A 17,097-nucleotide genomic window follows, 5' to 3' on the forward strand; every position below is an offset into this window, starting at 1 on the left:
CCGAGCACGTGCAGGCCAACGCCGGCATCGACGCCATCGCCACCCAGCTGATCGGGCAGGGCCGCATGGCCCTCGCCGACGGCCGCGTGCTCGAAGGCCAGCAGCTCGAACGCGTGGTCGCCCGCGCCCGGCCCCAGCACCCGGACCTGGCCGGCTACCGCACCGCGATCGAATCCGCCCTGCGCGCGCAGGCGCTGGTGCAGCTCGGCGACACCCGCGTGCGCGGCAACCGCATCTTCAAGCCGGAAGGCAAGGGGGCCGTGGTCGCCTATCGCGAGGCGCTGCAGGCCTTCCCGGATTTCCTGCCGGCGCGTGACGGCCTGGCGCGGCTGCAGGCCACCTGGCTCAACCGGGCCCTGGTCGCCGCGCAGGACGGCGACTACCCCGAGGCCGAGCGCCTGCAGGCCGAGGCCGCCCGCATCGTCGCCGACTCGCCGGCGCTGCAGGACATGGCCGCGCGCATCGTCGAACTGCGCCAGGCCCGGACCGAACAGCTGCTGGCCCAGGGCCATGCCGCGGTGGACGCGCTGGACCTCGAGCTGGCCGCGCGCCGCCTGGCCGAAGCCGAGCGCGCGTCGCTGCAGTCCCGCGGCCTGGACGCATTGAACGAACGGATCGAACTCGCGCGGCACTACGGGCGCTTCCGCCCGGGGCAGGTGTTCAGCGACCCGCTGGCCGCGGGCGGCGAGGCGCCCGAAATGGTGGTGTTGCCGCACGGCGTCTTCCGCATGGGCTCGCCCGAGTCCGAGCGCGAGCGGCAGGACAACGAGGGCCCGTCGCACGAGGTCACCTTCAGCCGCGGCTTCGCGATGGCGCGCACCGAAGTGTCGGTCGGCGACTTCGCCCGCTTCGTCGAGGCCACCCAGTACCGCAGCGTCGCCCTGCGCCGCGGGCGCTCGACGGTGTACGACGAGCGCGGCGGCGTGATGAGCGAACGCCGCGGCGTCGACTGGCGCCACGACCACGCCGGCCGCAAGGCGGCGCCGGGGCTGCCGGTCGTGCACATCGCCTTCGAGGATGCCGAGGCCTACGTGGCGTGGCTCTCGGCGCAGACCGGCCAGCGCTATCGCCTGCCCACCGAAGCCGAGTTCGAGTACGCCCTGCGCGGCGGGCGCCCGGAGGCGCATCCCTGGGGCGAGGGCGCGCCAACCCGCGTGGTCGGCAACCTCACCGGCGACGGCGACCAGTCCCGGCTGGGTCGGCGCTGGTCCAACGCCATCCCGGACTACGACGACGGCCATTGGGGCCCGGCGCCGGTGCGCCGCTTCCCCGCCGAGGCCTTCGGCACCTTCGACCTGATCGGCAACGTTTCGGAGTGGGTGCAGGACTGCTGGCACGACAGCTACCGGCGCGCCCCCGGCGACGGCACGGCGTGGGTGAACCCGGGCTGCGGCGAACGGGTGATCCGCGGCGCGTCCTGGGCCAGCACGCTCGAGCGGGCGCGTTCGGCCTATCGCCAGCCGAGCGCGGCCGAGACCACGCATGCGCGGCTGGGCTTCCGGGTCGTGCGGGAGCTCTGAGCGGCGACGCGTGCGGACGCCGGGTGCGTCCGAAAGGGTGATGCTGGACCGGCGCCCGGGCGCCGCCGGTCAGCGCGCGCGGGACTTGCCGGCCGCCTTCTCGCGGGACTTCGTGCGGGCCTTGGGCGGTGGCGACGCCACGCTGCCCAGGCCGCTTTGCAGCGAGCGCCAGATCTCGAGGTTGCGCTCGGCCAGCTGGTTGAGCAGGCCCCAGGGCGCCTGGCCGACGAGGTTGCCGACGTGCCCGCGGAACTGCTGCTGCTGGTCGAGGAAGAACTGCAGGCTGCGTTCGAGGAAACCACCGAGCAGGCCCTGCAGCGAGTCGCCGCGGAAACGGATCACCTGCACCAGCAGCTCGTTGGTGAAGATCGGCTGCCCGTGCTCCTCGTGCTCGGCGATGATCTGCATCAGCACGTTGCGGGTGAGGTCGTTGCCGGTCTTGGCGTCGCGCACCGCGAACTCCTCGCGGTCGACGATGAGCTGGCGGATGTCCTCGAGGGTGATGTAGCTCGAAATCCCGGTGTCGTACAGGCGGCGGTTCGGATACTTCTTGATGATGCGCACTTGCGTCATGGATGCACCGGAAGGTCGGCCGCCGTGGCGACGTTGGGGGCCTGAAGCATCCCCCAGCGCGGACGGCCATGCAAGCGATGTTGGCCGGGTTTTTCCCGCCTTCACGTAGCGGCGGCAAAGCCGCTGTCGGGGTTGCCGTCAGTGACGGGGATGCGCGCCGGATCGAAGCGGGTCGCCGCCCGTTCCAGCGCCGGTCCGGGCGCCCCGCCGGCGTCCAGCGCCGCGTCCGGCTGGCCCAGGAAACGCCAGGCCGCGCGCAGCGCCGGCCACGGCGCGTCGTCGTCGATCGGCAGCGCCTGCAGCGACTTGCCGAGCTTCCGGCCGTCGGCGCCCAGCACCAGCGGCAGGTGCGCGTGGGCCGGGGTCGGCAGGCCCAGGCGGCGCTGGAGCAGGATCTGCCGCGGCGTGGAATCGAGCAGGTCGGCGCCGCGCACCACGTGCGTGATGCCCTGGTCGGCATCGTCCACAACCACGGCCAGCTGGTAGGCCCAGAGGCCATCGGCGCGCCAGAGCACGAAGTCGCCCACCGCGCGCCCCACGTCCTGTTCGAAGTGGCCCTGCAGTTCATCCTCGAAGCCGATCACGCCGTCCGGTACCCGCAGGCGCACCGACGGGGCCCGGGCCGGGTCGCCGGCGTCGACGCAGGCGCGGTGGATGCCGCCGGTGGCCGCCAGCGCGCTGCGGCTGCAGCGGCAGGGGAAGGCGTCGCCGGACGCCAGCAGCCCCGACAGCGCGGCCTGGTAAAGATCGCCGCGCTGGCTCTGCCGCAGCACCGGCCCGTCGGACGCCATGCCGAAGGCCGCCAGGGTGTTCAGCTGGCGGTCGGCGGCGCCTGGCACTTCCCGCGGGCGGTCGACGTCCTCGATCCGGACCCACCATTCCCCGCCGGCCCGGCGGGCCATCATCCAACTGCCCAGGGCCGCCACCAGCGACCCGAAGTGCAGGGGGCCGGTGGGGGAGGGCGCGAAGCGGCCGCGGTAGCGGGGGGGCGGGGTCATGGCGACTTGAAATTCACGCCGCGAGATTACATTCAACGGGCATGCCGCGTCCCGCGGCCCTCCACCGGAAGCCCCCATGTTCAAGCGCATCGCTCTCTTCCTCGCCACCAACCTCGCCGTGATGGTCCTGCTCGGCATCGTCCTGAGCGTGCTGCAGGGCGTGTTCGGCATCACCCTCGGCAACAACGGCGTGCTGCTGGTGTTCGCCGCCGTCTTCGGTTTCGGCGGCGCGCTGTTCTCGCTGGCCATCAGCAAGTGGGTGGCCAAGCGCACCACCGGCATGCACCTGATCGAGCAGCCGCGCAACGAGGGCGAGGCCTGGCTGTTCAACACGGTCAAGCGCCAGGCCGAGGCCGCCGGGATCCGGATGCCGGAGGTCGGCATCTACGACGCCCCGGAGATCAACGCCTTCGCCACCGGCCCGAGCCGCAACAACTCGCTGGTCGCGGTATCCACCGGCCTGCTGCGGGCGATGGACCGCGACGAGGCGGAAGCGGTGCTGGCGCACGAGGTCAGCCACGTCGCCAACGGCGACATGGTCACCATGGCGCTGGTGCAGGGCGTGCTCAACACCTTCGTCATCTTCCTGGCGCGCGTAGTCGGCCGTGTCATCGACGCCGCCATCAGCGGCAACCGCGAAGGCGGCGGCCTGGCGTACTACGCCATCGTGTTCGTGCTCGACATCGTCTTCGGCCTGTTCGCGTCGGTGATCGCGATGTGGTTCAGCCGCTGGCGCGAATTCCGCGCCGACGCCGGCGGCGCCCGCCTGGCGGGCCGCGAGAAGATGATCGCCGCGCTGGAGAAGCTGGCCCGCACCTACGGCCAGAGCACCCTGCCCAGCCAGGTCCGCGCCTTCGGCATCTCCGGCAGCGTGGGCGGCGGCGTCAAGCGCCTCTTCATGAGCCACCCGCCGCTCGCCGAGCGCATCCAGGCCCTTCGCGATGCCTGATGCGGGATAGGCTCCTAACGCGGATCAGAGCGGAAACAACGGATAACAGCGGATCAATCAATGTTGAGAACAAGAAAGGGCGCCTCGAGGGGCGCCCTTTCTTTTGACCAAGCATCGCTCTATCCGCTGTTATCGGTTGTTTCCGCTCTGATCCGCGTTCAATTCCTGATCCTCACCCGAAGTCGTAGTTCATGGCCGGGCCGGCGGCGGCGAGGAAGTTGCCCTCGACGAAGTCCATGCCCATGCCGAACAGCACGCTCATGGTGGTGGCGTCGGACACGAACTCGGCCAGGGTTTGCTTGCCGGCGGCATGGGCCTTGTCGACGATGGCGCGGACCTGCTTCTGGATGTCCGGGTTCTTGCCCATCTCGGTGATGAAGCTGCGGTCGATCTTGAGGATCGCCGGGTCGAAGTGGGTCAGCATCTGGAACGAATTCAGGCCGGTGCCGAACTGCTCCAGCGCGACCCGGCAGCCCAGCTGGGCCACGGCGTTCTGGAACGACTGCAGCGACTTGAGGTGGGTGAAGACCTTCGACTCCGGGATCTGCAGCACCAGCCGGTCGCCCGGCACGCCCTGGGCCTTGAGCTGCTCGGCGATGTGCTTCTCCAGGCCGCCCTCGACCAGCGAGGCCGGGGTGATCTTGACGAAGAGGTTGGTGTGCTTGCCTTCCTTCATGCGGCCGGCGATGACGCCGATCGCGTGGCTGATGACCCAGCGGTCGATGTCGTCGAGCAGGCCGTGCTCCTCGGCGATGGCCAGGTAGGTCATCGGCGGGATCACTTCGCCGCCCGGGCCCTTCATGCGCAGGTAGACGTCGTAGTTCTCTTCCTCGGCGCCGGTGAGGCTGATGATCGGCTGGTAGTGCAGCACGAACTGGTCGCCGGCCAGGGCTTCGCGGATGCGCTGCACCCAGGCCTGGATGCGCTCTTCCTCGGCGCGGTCGCGCGCGGCCGGATCGAAGATCTCGACCCGGTTGCCGCCCATGCCGACGCAGGACGCCAGGCACTGGCTGGACTTGCCCATGACCTGCGACACCGAGGCGATCTTTTCGCCGATCTGCACGCCGCCGATGCTCACGCCCGGGTTCACCGAGCGGTCGCCGACCTCGAGGATGTGGCCGTGGAAGGCCTCGCGGATGCGCTCGGCCTGGGCCAGGCTGTGGGTGTGGTCGTGCGCCAGGCACAGCACCGCGAAGCTGTGGTCGCTCAGGCGCGCCGCCACCGTCTCCGGGTCCAGCGCCGCCGACAGGCGGTCGGCGATGCCCTTGATCAGGTCGTCGGCGGCCGCGAGTCCGATCTCGCCGACCAGGTTTTCGTAATGGTCCGGCTCGACCAGCAGGAAGGCCTGCTGGCCCTTGCCCTCGGTCGCCCGCACAACGGCCGATTCAAGCTCGGTCATGAAGTGCTGGCGGTTGTACAGCCCGGTCAGCGCGTCGCGCTGGCGCAGGGTGTCGAGCTCCTTGACCATGTCCGGGTCGACCGCCTGCTGGCGGAACACGATCTGCAGGCAGGACTCGCCCTCGTAGGTGGCGTGGGTGAACTCCATCACCGCGTCGAAGGTGCTGCCGTCGCTGCGCTGGGCCTGCAGCTCCATCTGCCGCGGCGGCGACTCGCCCTTGCTCAGCTTCTTGAGCAGCTGCTTGAACGCGTCGGCGTGCTTGGGGCTGATCAGGTCGAGCACCGACAGGCCTTCGATCTCGTCGAAGCCCTCGAAGCCGAACATCTCGAGGTAGGCGTCGTTGGCGCGGATGTGCATGCCCTCGTGCACGTAGGCGATCGGGTCGCGCGACGAGGCGATGAGGGCGTCGCAGCGGCGCTCGGTCTCGCGCAGCGAGGCTTCCAGGTGGCGCAGGCCGCGGCGGGCCAGCAGCGCGGCGAACTCACTGCGCACCACCGCCTGCACGTGCTCGGGGCGATTGCGCAGGGCGATGTCGCGGGTGCCGGCGGCCAGCGAGGCCAGCGCGGTCTTTTCGTCCAGCACCGTGGTGGCGCTGAGCACCGGGATGTCCTTGCCGGTGGCGTTGACCTGCTCGACCACTTTCTCGAGCGGCAGGTACTTCGCCTCGATCGAGGCCAGCACCATGTCCACGCTCTGCGAGGCCAGCAGGCTGACCAGTTCCTCTTCCGATTCCGGCCGCTGCGGACGCACGGCCATGCCCCCGTTGCGCAGGTGGCTGATCAACTGTTCCGCGTCCTCAAGCCGGTCTTCGACCAGGAGCAGGCGAATCACGGCATCCTGCTGTGCCATCGGGGGGTGCTCCTTTATCCATCAAAGGCTTGCGAGGGGGGATTAAGACAATACCAAAAGTCCCGTCAGGTAAGCCATCCGAGCGTCATCCCAGGCCCGCCAGGGGCAGCTTGGCCGGTGCGCCCGCGACCTCCCGGACCAGCCGCGGGACCAGGTAGCCCGGCAGCCGGGCCGACAGGGTCGCGTGCAGGGCCAGGGCCTCGGCCTCGGGGACCTCGAAGTGCGCGGCGCCGGCCACCCGGTCCAGCTGGTGCAGGTAGTAGGGCAGGACCCCGGCTTCGAACAGGCGCTCGGACAGCGCCGCCAGCGTCCCGGCGTCGTCGTTGACCCCGCGCAGCAGCACCGCCTGGTTGAGCACGGTGGCCCCGGCCCGGCGCAGCTCGCCCAGGGCCCGCGACACGTCTTCGTCGATCTCGTTGGGGTGGTTGGCGTGGACCACCACCACCCGCTGCTGCGGCAGCGCCGACAGCCAGGCCAGCAAGGGCTCGTCGACCCGCTCGGGCAGCACCACCGGCAGCCGGGTGTGCAGGCGCAGGCGGCGCACGTGGGGCAGGGCGGCCAGGCCGTCGGTGAATTCGGCCAGCTTGGCCGTGGCCAGGGACAGCGGGTCGCCGCCCGAGAGCAGCACCTCGGACACGCTGGTGTCCGCCGCCAGGTAGGCCAGGGACTCGCGCCACTGGCCGGCCGCGGCGGTCTCCTCGCCGTAGGGGAAGTGGCGCCGGAAGCAGTAGCGGCAGTGGATGGCGCAGCTGCCGGTGGCCACCAGCAGGGCGCGGCCGTCGTACTTGTGGACGATGCCGGTGCCGCCGCGGGCCTCGCGGTCGCCGACGGCGTCGAGCACGAAGCCGGGGACCGGCCGGTCTTCGTCGTCCAGCGGCAGCACCTGGCGCAGCAGCGGGTCGGCCGGATCGCCGGCGCGCATGCGCGCCACGAAGCCGCGCGGCACCCGCAGCGGGAACTGCGCCGCGGCGGTCGGCGACACCCGGGCGGCCAGGTCCGGCAGGCCGACCAGGTCGAGCAGCTCGCGCGGATCGCGGACGGCTTCGCGCCAAAGCCGCTGCCATCGGGCGGGCGCGGCGGCGGCGGGCTGCGTCGGGAGGGGGTTGGCGGTTATCATGTCGGGCTTGGACGGGACCCACGGGGCCCGGAGAGACCCCCATTGTAGCCGCGCAGCCCCCGGATAGGCCGGCGGACCGGCCCAGACACCAGGAGCAAGGCATGGCCAGCTACGGCATGAACGACGTCAAGAACGGCATGAAGATCATCGTCAACGGCGAGCCGTGCGTGATCACCGACACCGAGTACGTCAAGCCCGGCAAGGGCCAGGCCTTCACCCGCATCAAGTACCGCTTCATCAAGTCCGGCCGCACGGTCGAGCTGACCATGAAGGCCACCGACAGCCTCGAGGCCGCGGACGTCGTCGACACCGACATGCGCTTCCTGTACGCCGACGGCGAGTTCTGGCACTTCATGGATCCCGACACCTTCGACCAGGTGCAGTGCGACGAAGCCGGCATCGGCGAGACGAAGAACTACCTCAAGGGCGAGGAAGACTGCGTCGTCACCCTGTGGAACGGCAGCCCGATCGCGGTGCAGGCCCCGAACTTCGTCGAGCTCAAGATCGTCGAGACCGACCCGGGCGTGCGCGGCGACACCTCGGGCGGCGGCGGCAAGCCGGCCAAGCTCGAGACCGGCGCCGTGGTGCGCGTGCCGCTGTTCGTGAACCAGGACGAGATCATCAAGGTCGACACCCGCTCCGGCGAGTACGTCTCCCGGGTGAAGTGACCCGATGACGACCCCGGCCTCCCCCCAAGCCTGCGACCTGCTGATCGAAGCGGGCTGGGTCGTGCCGGTGGTCCCGCACGGCGTGGTGCTCGAGGACCACGCCGTCGCCATCCGCGGCGACCGCATCGTCGCGGTGCTGCCGCGGGCCGAGGCCCGCGCCGCGTTCCAGGCCGCCGAGGTCGTCAGCCGCCCGGGCGCGGTGCTGATGCCGGGCCTGGTCAACGCCCACTGCCACAACCCCATGACCCTGATGCGGGGCGTCGCCGACGACCTGCCGCTGATGACCTGGCTGCAGCAGCACATCTGGCCGATCGAGGCCAAGGTGATCGGGCCCGAGTTCGTCGCCGACGGCATCGAGCTGGCCGTGGCGGAAATGTTGCGCGGCGGCACCACCGCCTGCGCCGAGAACTATTTCTTCCCCGACATCCAGGCCGCCACGTATTCGCGCCTCGGCTTCCGCGCCCTGGTCGGCCTGCCGGTCATCGACTTCCCGACCGCCTGGGCGCGCACCCAGGACGAGTACTTCGACAAGGGCCTGGAAGTGCACGACAACTGGCGGCGCGACCCGCTGGTGTCCACCTGCTTCGTGCCGCACGCGCCGTACACGGTCAATGACGCCGCGTTCGAGCGCATCCGCATGCTGGCCGACCAGCTCGACCTGGTCGTGCACTGCCACATCCACGAGACCGCGCACGAGAACGCCGAGGCCATCAAGCAGCACGGCATGCGCCAGCTGGCGCGGCTCGACCGCCTGGGCCTGGTCAACGACCGGCTGATGGCGGTGCACATGACCGACCTCACCGACGCCGAGATCGCGCTGTGCGCCGAGCGCGGCGTGTCGGTGGCGCACTGCCCGGAGTCCAACCTCAAGCTGGCCTCGGGCTTCTGCCCCACGCGCAAGCTGCAGCTGGCCGGCGTGAACCTGGCCCTGGGCACCGACGGCGCCGCCAGCAACAACGACCTGGACATGTTCGGCGAGATGCGCACCGCGGCGCTGCTGGCCAAGGGCGTGTCCGGCGATGCCTCGGCCCTCGACGCCGCGTCCACCCTGCACATGGCTACGCTGGGCAGCGCCCGGGCGATGGGCCTGGGCGAGCGCATCGGTTCGATCGAGCCGGGCAAGCAGGCCGACCTGGCCTGCGTCGACCTCGACCCGCTGGAGACCCAGCCGATGTACCACGCGATTTCGCAGCTCGTTTACACCGCCGGCCGGCACCAGGTCAGCGACGTCTGGGTGGCCGGCGTGCGCAAGCTGGCCGATGGCCAGCTGGCCGGCCTCGATGTCGACGCCATCCGGGCCAAGGCCCGCCGCTGGCGCGAGCGCATCGCCGGCATCCGGCCCGGGGCATGAGCGCGCCCGCCGCCAACGCCAGCCAGGCCGAACTCGACAAGTTCGGCGCCCTGGCCAACCGCTGGTGGGACCCGCAGGGTCCGCAGCGGCCGCTGCATGAACTCAACCCGGCGCGCCTGGGCTACGTGCGCGACGCCGTCGCGCTGGCCGGCGCGCGCGTGCTGGACGTCGGCTGCGGCGCCGGCCTGCTGAGCGAAGCGCTCGCGCGCGAAGGCGCCCAGGTCACGGCGCTCGACCTGGCGCCCGAGCTGGTCGACGTGGCGCGGCTGCACCTGCTCGAGTCCGGGCTGCAGGTCGACTACCGCCTGCAGTCGGTCGAAGCGCTGGCCGCCGAGGCCCCCGCCAGCTTCGACGCCATCACCTGCATGGAGATGCTCGAGCACGTGCCGGATCCGGCCGCGGTGGTGCAGGCCTGCGCGACCCTGCTCAAGCCCGGCGGCCGCCTGTTCCTGTCCACGCTCAACCGCACGCCGGCCGCGTTCGCGGTCGCCATCGTCGGCGCCGAATACGTGGCGCGGCTGCTGCCGCGGGGCACCCACGACTACAAGCAGTTCATCAAGCCGTCCGAGCTCGCCGGCTGGCTGCGCACCGCCGGCCTGCAGGCCGAGGACGTCAGCGGCCTGGCCTACGATCCGATCCGCCGCAAGGCCTGGGTCGGTGGCCCGACCGCCATCAACTACCTCGCGCGTGCGGTGAAAGCCTGATGCCGATGCCGCCGCGCGCGGTGTTGTTCGACCTCGATGGCACCCTGGTCGACAGCGCCCCCGACCTCTGCAGCGCCGTCAACCGCGTCCTGGCCGACCTGGGCCGGCCGCCGGTGCCGCTGTCGCGCCTGCGCCAGGTGGTCTCGAAGGGCGGTCGCGCCATGCTGGCCGTGGCCCTGCCGGACCTGGACGAGGCGGCGCGCGATCCGCTGCTCGAACCCTTCCTCGCTTATTACGGGCAGGCCCTCGCCACCGACAGCGTCGCCTTCGAAGGCATCGACGCGCTGCTGGCCGCGCTGGACGCGCGCGGCATCGCCTGGGGCATCGTCACCAACAAGCCCGAAGGCCTGGCGCGCGGGGTGGTCGAGGGCTTTGGCTGGTCTGCGCGCTGCCGCGTGCTGGTCGGCGGCGACACGCTGCCGCAGCGCAAGCCCGATCCGGCGCCGCTGCACTTCGCCTGCGCCCAGCTCGGCATCGCCGCCGGCGACGCCATCTACGTCGGCGACGACCTGCGCGACATCGAGGCCGCGCGCGCCGCCGGCATGGTCTCGGTGGCCGCCCTGTGGGGCTATCGCGAACCGCACGAAGATCCCGCGCAGTGGGGCGCCGACCACGCCTTCGACGGCGCCGCCGGCCTGCTGGCCTCGGGGCTGGTGTCATGACCCCGGCCGCCGATCCGACCGCGCACTTCGTTGACAAGTGGCACCGGCGCGAGCCGGAGATGGCGCTGGCCGAAGTGTTCTGCCCGCCCGATGCGCGCCCGGTGTTCCGCGCCTGGGGCGCGCTGCTGCACGAACTGCGCGAGGCCACCTTCGAACTCAGCGACGCCCGCGTCACCGTGGCCAAGACCCAGTGGTGGGCCGAGGAGCTGCTGTTGGTGTCCCGCGGCGCCGGCCGGCATCCGGTCTGCGCGGCGCTGCCGGCCGACCTGCCGTGGGCCGCGCTGGCGCGCGCCGTGGTCGAGCAGGCCAGTCTCGACCAGCGTCCCGCCGATGCCGCCCAGGCGCTGGCGCAGGTGGCGCCGCTGGCCGAGGCCATCGCCGCAGTCGAGGCCGGCGTGCACGGCCACGCGCCGCCGGTGGCCGCGGTGTCGGTGAACCTGCTGCTGCATCGCCTGCCGCACGGCCTGGCGGCCGACGACCAGGCCCGGCTGCCGCTGAACCTGCTGGCCCGGCACGGCGTGACCGTGGCCCAGGTCGCGGCGGGGCAGGGCGAGCCGCTGCTGCGCGACTGGGCCGGCGAACTGCTGGCCGCGCTGCCGTGGCCCGCCGCGCCGTCGAGCCTCTACCGTCGCCTGCGCCACGGCTTCGATCGCGCGCGCCTCAGGCGCCTGGCGGCCGGCCGCGGCTTCGATCCGCCGCCGGCGCCGGCCAGCCTCTGGCGTGCGTGGCGCCTCGCGCGCGCGGGCTGAAACGCATCGTTGCGGCCTTTCCCGGGCAGCCGCCGCCGACTTGACGTAGCCTGCACCCGCCCTCATCTAGCTTGCCGTGACACTGAACAGGAGAGCCGTCGTGGCCCCGAAGAATCTTGAGAACACCGCCCGCGTGATGCCCGACATCGCGGCCGAGGCCCGTCCGGCGCTCGCCGGCGTGCTCGACTGGGTCGGCATGGGCGAGATCGAGATGCCCGTGGCCCTGCAGGCCGACGACGGCCGCACCGTCAACAGCGGCGCCCGCGTCAATGCCTTCGTCAACCTCAAGCGCGGCGACGTGCGCGGCATCCACATGTCGCGCCTGTACTTGCACGTGGACAAGGCGCTGTCGTCCGAGCCGGTCACGCCGGCCTCGATCCGCCGCCTGCTCAAGGATTTCCTGGAGTCGCACACCGACCTGTCCGACCGGGCCATGGTCAGCCTGCGCTTCGACCACCTGGTCCGCCGCAAGGCGCTGGCCAGCGACAACAGCGGCTGGAAGAGCTACCCGGTGAGCATCACCGGTGTGATGGACCGCGGCCACTTCGCGCTCGAGCTGGGCGTGGAAGCGGCGTACTCCAGCACCTGCCCGTGCTCGGCGGCACTGGCGCGCCAGCTGATCCAGGAACAGTTCGAGGCCGACTTCGCCGCCGGCAAGCCGCTCGACCGCGACGCCGTGATGGCGTGGCTGGGCAGCGAGCAGGGCATCCGCGCCACGCCGCACAGCCAGCGCAGCTTCGCCACGGTCAAGCTGCGGCTGGTGCCGTCGTTCGCCGACTTCCCGATCGTCGAAATCATCGACCGCATCGAGGACGCGCTCAAGACGCCGGTGCAGACCGCGGTCAAGCGCGTGGACGAGCAGGCCTTCGCCCTGCTCAACGGCCAGAACCTGATGTTCTGCGAGGACGCGGCCCGCCGCATCCAGGACGCGCTCAACCAGGACGAGCGCATCAGCGACTTCTGGCTGCGCGCCTCCCACCACGAAAGCCTCCATCCGCACGACGCGGTGGCGGTCGCGACCAAGGGCATCCCGGGCGGCTATACCGCGGTTCCGGACGGCCTGCAGCCGCGCTGAGGCCTCGGTTCTCTGGGTACGGGACGGCGCCTTCGGGGCGCCGTTTCGCGTGTTGGGGGTTAAAAAGCCTTTGACACGGAAAGAGCGGATAAGAGCCGATAAACACGGATAGAGCATAAGCGGAGGTTGATTTTCGCCAGCGCGCTGCGCTCGCGAAAATCCATTCCAAAAGCTTTTGCCCTATCCGTGTTTATCGGCTCTTATCCGCTCTTTCCGTGTAACCGCTTCCAAAACCCTCACTTCTCCAGAACCAGCAGCGGATCGATCCGAACATCGAACCAGTTCATGCCCCAGTGCAGGTGGGGACCGGTGGCGCGGCCGGTGGCGCCGACGGCGCCGAGGAGTTGGCCCTGTTCGACGCGGTCGCCGACCTTAACGTCGATGCGGGAGAGGTGCAGGAAGTTGGAGCTGATGCCGTGGCCGTGGTCGAGCAGCAGGGTGCCGCCGGTGAGGTAGAAGTCGGGCGCCACCAGGGTCACGACGCCCGCCGCGGGCGCCAGCACCGGGGTGCCGGTGGGCGCGGCGATGTCCATGCCCGAGTGGGCGCTGCCTGGCGTGCCGTTGTAGACGCGCTGGTTGCCGAAGCGGCCGCTGATGCGGCCCTTCACCGGCCAGATGAAGGCCTGGGTGAAGTCGGTGCGGGCGGCGTCCTCGGCGCGCGCGGCGGTCACGGTGGCCTGCTCGCGACGGATGCGCTCGGCGATCGCCGGTGGCGGCGCCACGGTCTTGGGCGGCACGCCGTCGACGCGTTCGATCGGCCAGTCGCGCGGCGTCACCGCGATCTCCAGCGTCCGGGTCGTGCCGTCCGGGCGCACCACCTCGACCCGCGCCGGCGACACCGCGTCGCGGCCCACGCCGAACACCACGCTGCCATAGCCGGTGACCCGAAGGCTGCGGTCACCGTGGCGCACGGTGCTGCCGGGGGGCACCTTGCCGATCACCATCGCGCCCTGCGACACGGTGGCCGGGAAGACGATGCGGTCCGGGTCGGGCGTCGGCGCCGGGACGGGCGCCGCGGCGAGGCCGGCGACGGGCACCAGGAGCGCCAGCGCAAGCGCCCGCCAGGCCAGGGGCGCTCCAGCGGCAGCCGACGCGGCGATGCGGGGCCGATGCGTGCCCAGGGATGCCCGGGATGCTTGGGTCATGGCGTCCTCTTGCTTGGCCAGGCGTCGGGAACCGGATCCACGCCGCCGGGGTTGAGGGGGTGGCAGCGGCCGATGCGCCTGGCGCCCAGCCAGCCGCCGCGGAGCACGCCGAAGCGGTCGATGGCCTGCATCGTGTACTCCGAACAGCTGGGGTAGAAGCGACAGCGCTGGCCGAGCAGTGGACTGATCGCCAGCTTGTAGCCGCGCAGGAGCAGGATGACGGGTTTTTTCACTGATTGCTTCGGAAGGGCGGCCGGCATAAGGTTGCCGCTGGTGAAGGACTAGGCTATAACACGCCGCCTTCGAGCCTCAAGGAAAGAGAGGAATCGCCCTAGTGGCCGCTAAGAAACCCGCCAAGAAGGCCGCCAAGCCGGCCACCAAGAAACCCGTCAAAGCCAGCAAGCCGGTGAAGAAGCCGGCTGCCAAGGCCAAGCCGGCCGCCAAACCCGCGAAAAAGGCAGTAAAACCCATCAAGAAGGTCACGAAACCCGCCGCGAAGGCGAAGCCGGCTGCAAAGCCGGCCAAGAAGGTCGCCAAGCCCGCTGCGAAGCCGGCGAAGAAGGTCGCCAAGCCCGCCAAGTCCGTCGCCAAGGCCAGCAAGCCCGCGCCGAAGGCGGCCAAGGCGGTCGCCAAGGCCAGCAAGCCGGCCGCCAAGCCGGTGGCCAAGGCCGCCGCCAAGCCGGTCGCGAAGCCCGCGGCCAAGCCCGCCGCCAAGGTCGCGCCCAAGCCGGCCGCCAAGCCCGCCGCGGCCGCCAAGGCCAAGCCGGCGCCCGCGCCCAAGGTCGTCGCCCCGGTCGCCAAGCCGGCGCCGGCGCCCAAGCGTGACGGTGGCGTCCGCGCCGGCTACGTCAAGCCGACCGCGCCGCGTCCCGAGCGCATCAAGCCCGCTCCCACGCGCGAGCGCGTGACCCTGCCCGCCGGCTACAAGCCGTCGGCCAAGGAGGAGTACATGGGCCCGATGCAGCTCGAGTACTTCCGCCAGCGCCTGCTGCAGTGGAAGGACGACCTGGTCGAGGAGTCCAAGCAGACCATCGAGAACCTCAAGGAAGAAGTGCGCGACGTCGGCGACGAAGCCGAGCGCGCCAGCCGCGAGTCCGAGAACAGCCTGGAACTGCGCACCCGCGATCGCTACCGCAAGCTGATCAGCAAGATCGACAGCACGCTCAAGCGCATCGAGGACGGCAGCTACGGCTACTGCGTCGACACCGGCGAAGAGATCGGCCTCGAGCGCCTCGAAGCCCGCCTCACCGCCGAGCGCACCATCGACGCCCAGGAGCGCTGGGAACACCGCCAGAAACAAATGGGCGAGTAATCCCCGTCCACCGCGTCAATCGAAGGCCCCGGGAAACCGGGGCCTTTTGTTTGCCACGGATGAACACGGATGGACACGGATGGTGGCAGAAAAGCGTTGACGCGGATTCACGCGGATAAACGCGGATAGAGCGAAGAAAAAGAGGGTTGGATTTTCGCCAGCACCCTCTACCAGCGAGGACCAACCCCGGCCTTTGCTCTATCCGCGTTTATCCGCGTAAATCCGCGTCAAAAGCCCTTCATCCGTTTTTATCCGTGTTCATCCGTGGCTACCCCTCACTGCCCGAAGTCGTAGAAGCGCCAATCCCGCGGCAACTCCCCGGCCGCCATCTCCCCCAGCAGACGCGCGCGCACCACGGCCACGGGCATCGGCCCGCCCTTGAGGATGGTGTCGTGGAAGTCGCGCTCGCTCATGCGGCCGGAGACGACGAACTCCTCGTGCAGGGCCTGGAACTGGAGGCCGCCGATCATGTACGCGATCTGGTACAGCGGGCCGTAGTCGCCGGCGAAGCTGCGGCGGACTTCGGCGCGGGCGTTCTCACGCTCGTGGCCGACGCGCTCGACCAGCAGGTCCACGGCTTCGTCGGGCGTCATCTTGCCCAGGTGGTAGCTGAGCGAGAACAGGATGCGCGCCGCCCGGTGGCTGCGCCAGAACAGCATGCCGATCTTGTCCTCGGACGTCTTCGCGAAGCCCATGTCCCAGAGCCGGAACTCCCAGTACAGCGCCCAGCCCTCGCCCCAGAACGGCGTGTCGAACAGTTCGCGCTGCGGCTGGTAGCGGGTGTTGTAGAAGTACTGCAGGTGGTGGCCCGGGATCAGCTCGTGATGGACCACCGCGCGCGAGAAATGCCGGTTGTTGCCGCGCAGCGCCATCAGCTTCTTGTCGTGCGGCATGGTGTCGGTGGGGTAGGCCACCCACACGTCCTGGCCGCCCAGGAAGAACGGCGCCTGCAGCTGGTATTCGGGCGTGAGCATGGTCATGCGCCAGTCGCGCTTGGCCAGCTCGGGCACGGTCACCAGGTCATTGGCTTCCATGAAGGCAATGGCCTCGTCGGCCAGCTCGACCACCAGCTTCGGCTGCTCGCCCGGCGCCGGGTGCCGCGACTTCACCACCTCCAGCGCCTGGCGCCAGTCGTCCTGGCCCATTTCCGCGGCGGCCTTGGCCAGCTCGCGCTGGCACCAGGCCAGCTCGCGCTCGGCCAGCGCCATCAGCTGCTCGGGCGTGTAGGGGATCAGCTCGTGGCGCAGGCCCGCCATCAGGGCGTCGCGCCCGATCGGGTCGCCGATGATGGTCTCGGGATCGTCGGCCCCGGCCAGCTTGTCGCGCAGCAGCTTGGCGTGCGCCTCCAGGGTCTTGTCCAGCGCCTCGTAGGGCTGGCGCGTCCACCAGCTGAAGTCCGGGTCGTAGCCGGCGTGGAAGCCGTACCACTGGCGCAGGTCCTCGCGCACGCCGTCGAGCAGCCGGGCGGCGCGGAAGGCGACGATGGGCGAGGTGCCCAGCGCCTTCGGGTCCTTCGCCAGCCGGACCTGGAGGTCGGCCAGGGCGCGACGGCTGCGATCGAGCACGTCGGCGCTGGTGCGGGCATCGGGGTAATCGAGCGCGCGCCGGCCCTCGGCCAGGGCGATCAGGCCGTCCACGCCGGGCAGCAGCGGGGAGGCTTCCCGGTAGCGGCCGCGGGCGAAGTCGAGCTGCTCGAGCCGGTAGGCCAGGTCGCGGACCAGCAGCGCGTGGTCGATGCGGTCCTCCAGGCCCAGCGTGCCGGCGTCGATCTCGGCCAGTCGCGCCTGCCAGCCCTGGTAGAGCTCGCGCAGCGCGGCTTCGCGGCGCGGGCCGGCGGTGACGTCGCGCACCCGCTCCAGGCTGGCGAGGTCGCTGCGGAAGCGCGCGACCACCGGCGCCATGCGCTGGCTGTTGGCCGGCATGTCCGCCAGGGCCGGGACCAGGCTTTCGGCCGGGGCGGCGAGGACCGGCGCGGCGAGCGCGGCGGCGAGGCAGATCGCCAGCAGGCGGCGGGCGTGGGGCATGC

Annotated in this window: 16 protein-coding genes; 9 read left to right on the top strand and 7 right to left on the bottom strand. The window is 70.9% G+C overall.

Translation table 11 applies throughout. The features are described from left to right. A partial coding sequence (locus VFQ84_RS03210) for a formylglycine-generating enzyme family protein (RefSeq protein ID WP_325129168.1) occupies positions 1-1,520 on the top strand: 1,520 nt, incomplete at its 5' end. A 69-nt stretch (positions 1,521-1,589) separates the two neighbouring features. On the opposite strand, the gene phaR is transcribed toward VFQ84_RS03210, so the two are convergent. Both phaR and gluQRS read right to left on the bottom strand, forming a co-directional pair. Next, on the bottom strand, positions 1,590-2,093 hold the full coding sequence (phaR, locus tag VFQ84_RS03215; RefSeq protein WP_325129169.1) for a polyhydroxyalkanoate synthesis repressor PhaR: 504 nt from the start codon (positions 2,091-2,093) through the stop codon (positions 1,590-1,592). A gap of 101 nt (positions 2,094-2,194) precedes the next feature. Next, on the bottom strand, positions 2,195-3,091 hold the full coding sequence (gene gluQRS / locus VFQ84_RS03220; RefSeq protein ID WP_325129173.1) for a tRNA glutamyl-Q(34) synthetase GluQRS: 897 nt from the start codon (positions 3,089-3,091) through the stop codon (positions 2,195-2,197). 76 nt (positions 3,092-3,167) lie between these two features. On the opposite strand from gluQRS, the gene htpX reads away from it, so the two are divergent. Next, positions 3,168-4,040, top strand: a complete 873-nt coding sequence (gene htpX, locus VFQ84_RS03225; RefSeq protein ID WP_325129175.1) for a protease HtpX — start codon at positions 3,168-3,170, stop codon at positions 4,038-4,040. Between the two features lie 172 nt (positions 4,041-4,212). Here the strand turns inward: htpX and VFQ84_RS03230 are convergent, their stop codons facing one another. Together VFQ84_RS03230 and epmB are read right to left on the bottom strand one after the other, a co-directional pair. Next, complete coding sequence (locus tag VFQ84_RS03230; RefSeq protein WP_325129176.1) at positions 4,213-6,288, bottom strand: bifunctional diguanylate cyclase/phosphodiesterase; 2,076 nt, start codon at positions 6,286-6,288, stop codon at positions 4,213-4,215. Between the two features lie 85 nt (positions 6,289-6,373). Continuing rightward, positions 6,374-7,405, bottom strand: coding sequence for an EF-P beta-lysylation protein EpmB (epmB, locus tag VFQ84_RS03235; RefSeq protein WP_325129178.1), 1,032 nt, complete (start codon positions 7,403-7,405; stop codon positions 6,374-6,376). A 101-nt stretch (positions 7,406-7,506) separates the two neighbouring features. On the opposite strand from epmB, the gene efp reads away from it, so the two are divergent. The 6 genes from efp (at position 7,507) to folE2 (ending at position 12,614) form a co-directional block, all read left to right on the top strand. Next, positions 7,507-8,073 (top strand): elongation factor P, encoded by a 567-nt coding sequence (gene efp / locus VFQ84_RS03240; protein ID WP_325129180.1) that lies wholly within the window; start codon positions 7,507-7,509, stop codon positions 8,071-8,073. Positions 8,074-8,077: 4 nt separating this feature from the next. After that, entirely contained in the window at positions 8,078-9,424 is a 1,347-nt protein-coding gene (locus tag VFQ84_RS03245) for a TRZ/ATZ family hydrolase (protein ID WP_325129182.1), read from the top strand. Next, a complete protein-coding gene (ubiG, locus tag VFQ84_RS03250) occupies positions 9,421-10,128 on the top strand; it encodes a bifunctional 2-polyprenyl-6-hydroxyphenol methylase/3-demethylubiquinol 3-O-methyltransferase UbiG (protein ID WP_325129184.1) in 708 nt (235 codons plus the stop codon). The genes VFQ84_RS03245 and ubiG overlap by 4 nt, the downstream gene beginning before the upstream one ends. After that, positions 10,128-10,790, top strand: coding sequence for a phosphoglycolate phosphatase (gene gph, locus VFQ84_RS03255; RefSeq protein ID WP_325129186.1), 663 nt, complete (start codon positions 10,128-10,130; stop codon positions 10,788-10,790). The genes ubiG and gph overlap by 1 nt, the downstream gene beginning before the upstream one ends. Continuing rightward, positions 10,787-11,539: a hypothetical protein gene (locus VFQ84_RS03260; RefSeq protein WP_325129188.1), complete on the top strand. Its 753-nt coding sequence runs from the start codon at positions 10,787-10,789 to the stop codon at positions 11,537-11,539. Before gph ends, VFQ84_RS03260 begins: the two co-directional genes overlap by 4 nt. Before the next feature lie 136 nt (positions 11,540-11,675). Further along, complete coding sequence (folE2, locus tag VFQ84_RS03265) at positions 11,676-12,614, top strand: GTP cyclohydrolase FolE2 (protein ID WP_325129232.1); 939 nt, start codon at positions 11,676-11,678, stop codon at positions 12,612-12,614. Positions 12,615-12,850: 236 nt separating this feature from the next. Here the strand turns inward: folE2 and VFQ84_RS03270 are convergent, their stop codons facing one another. Both VFQ84_RS03270 and yidD read right to left on the bottom strand, forming a co-directional pair. Beyond that, positions 12,851-13,759, bottom strand: a complete 909-nt coding sequence (locus tag VFQ84_RS03270) for a M23 family metallopeptidase (RefSeq protein WP_325129190.1) — start codon at positions 13,757-13,759, stop codon at positions 12,851-12,853. After that, the gene (gene yidD / locus VFQ84_RS03275) at positions 13,756-13,992 is read right to left on the bottom strand and encodes a membrane protein insertion efficiency factor YidD (protein WP_414636991.1); all 237 of its coding nucleotides are present in this window, start codon (positions 13,990-13,992) and stop codon (positions 13,756-13,758) included. Before yidD ends, VFQ84_RS03270 begins: the two co-directional genes overlap by 4 nt. 101 nt (positions 13,993-14,093) lie before the next feature. Here yidD and dksA point away from each other — a divergent pair, with 101 nt between their 5' ends. Next, on the top strand, positions 14,094-15,071 hold the full coding sequence (gene dksA / locus VFQ84_RS03280; protein ID WP_325129195.1) for an RNA polymerase-binding protein DksA: 978 nt from the start codon (positions 14,094-14,096) through the stop codon (positions 15,069-15,071). Between the two features lie 275 nt (positions 15,072-15,346). Here dksA and VFQ84_RS03285 read toward each other — a convergent pair whose 3' ends face one another. Further along, positions 15,347-17,095, bottom strand: coding sequence for a DUF885 family protein (locus tag VFQ84_RS03285; RefSeq protein WP_325129197.1), 1,749 nt, complete (start codon positions 17,093-17,095; stop codon positions 15,347-15,349). Positions 17,096-17,097: the final 2 nt, after the last annotated feature.

Source organism: Arenimonas sp. (assembly GCF_035721105.1).
GTDB lineage: Bacteria > Pseudomonadota > Gammaproteobacteria > Xanthomonadales > Xanthomonadaceae > Arenimonas.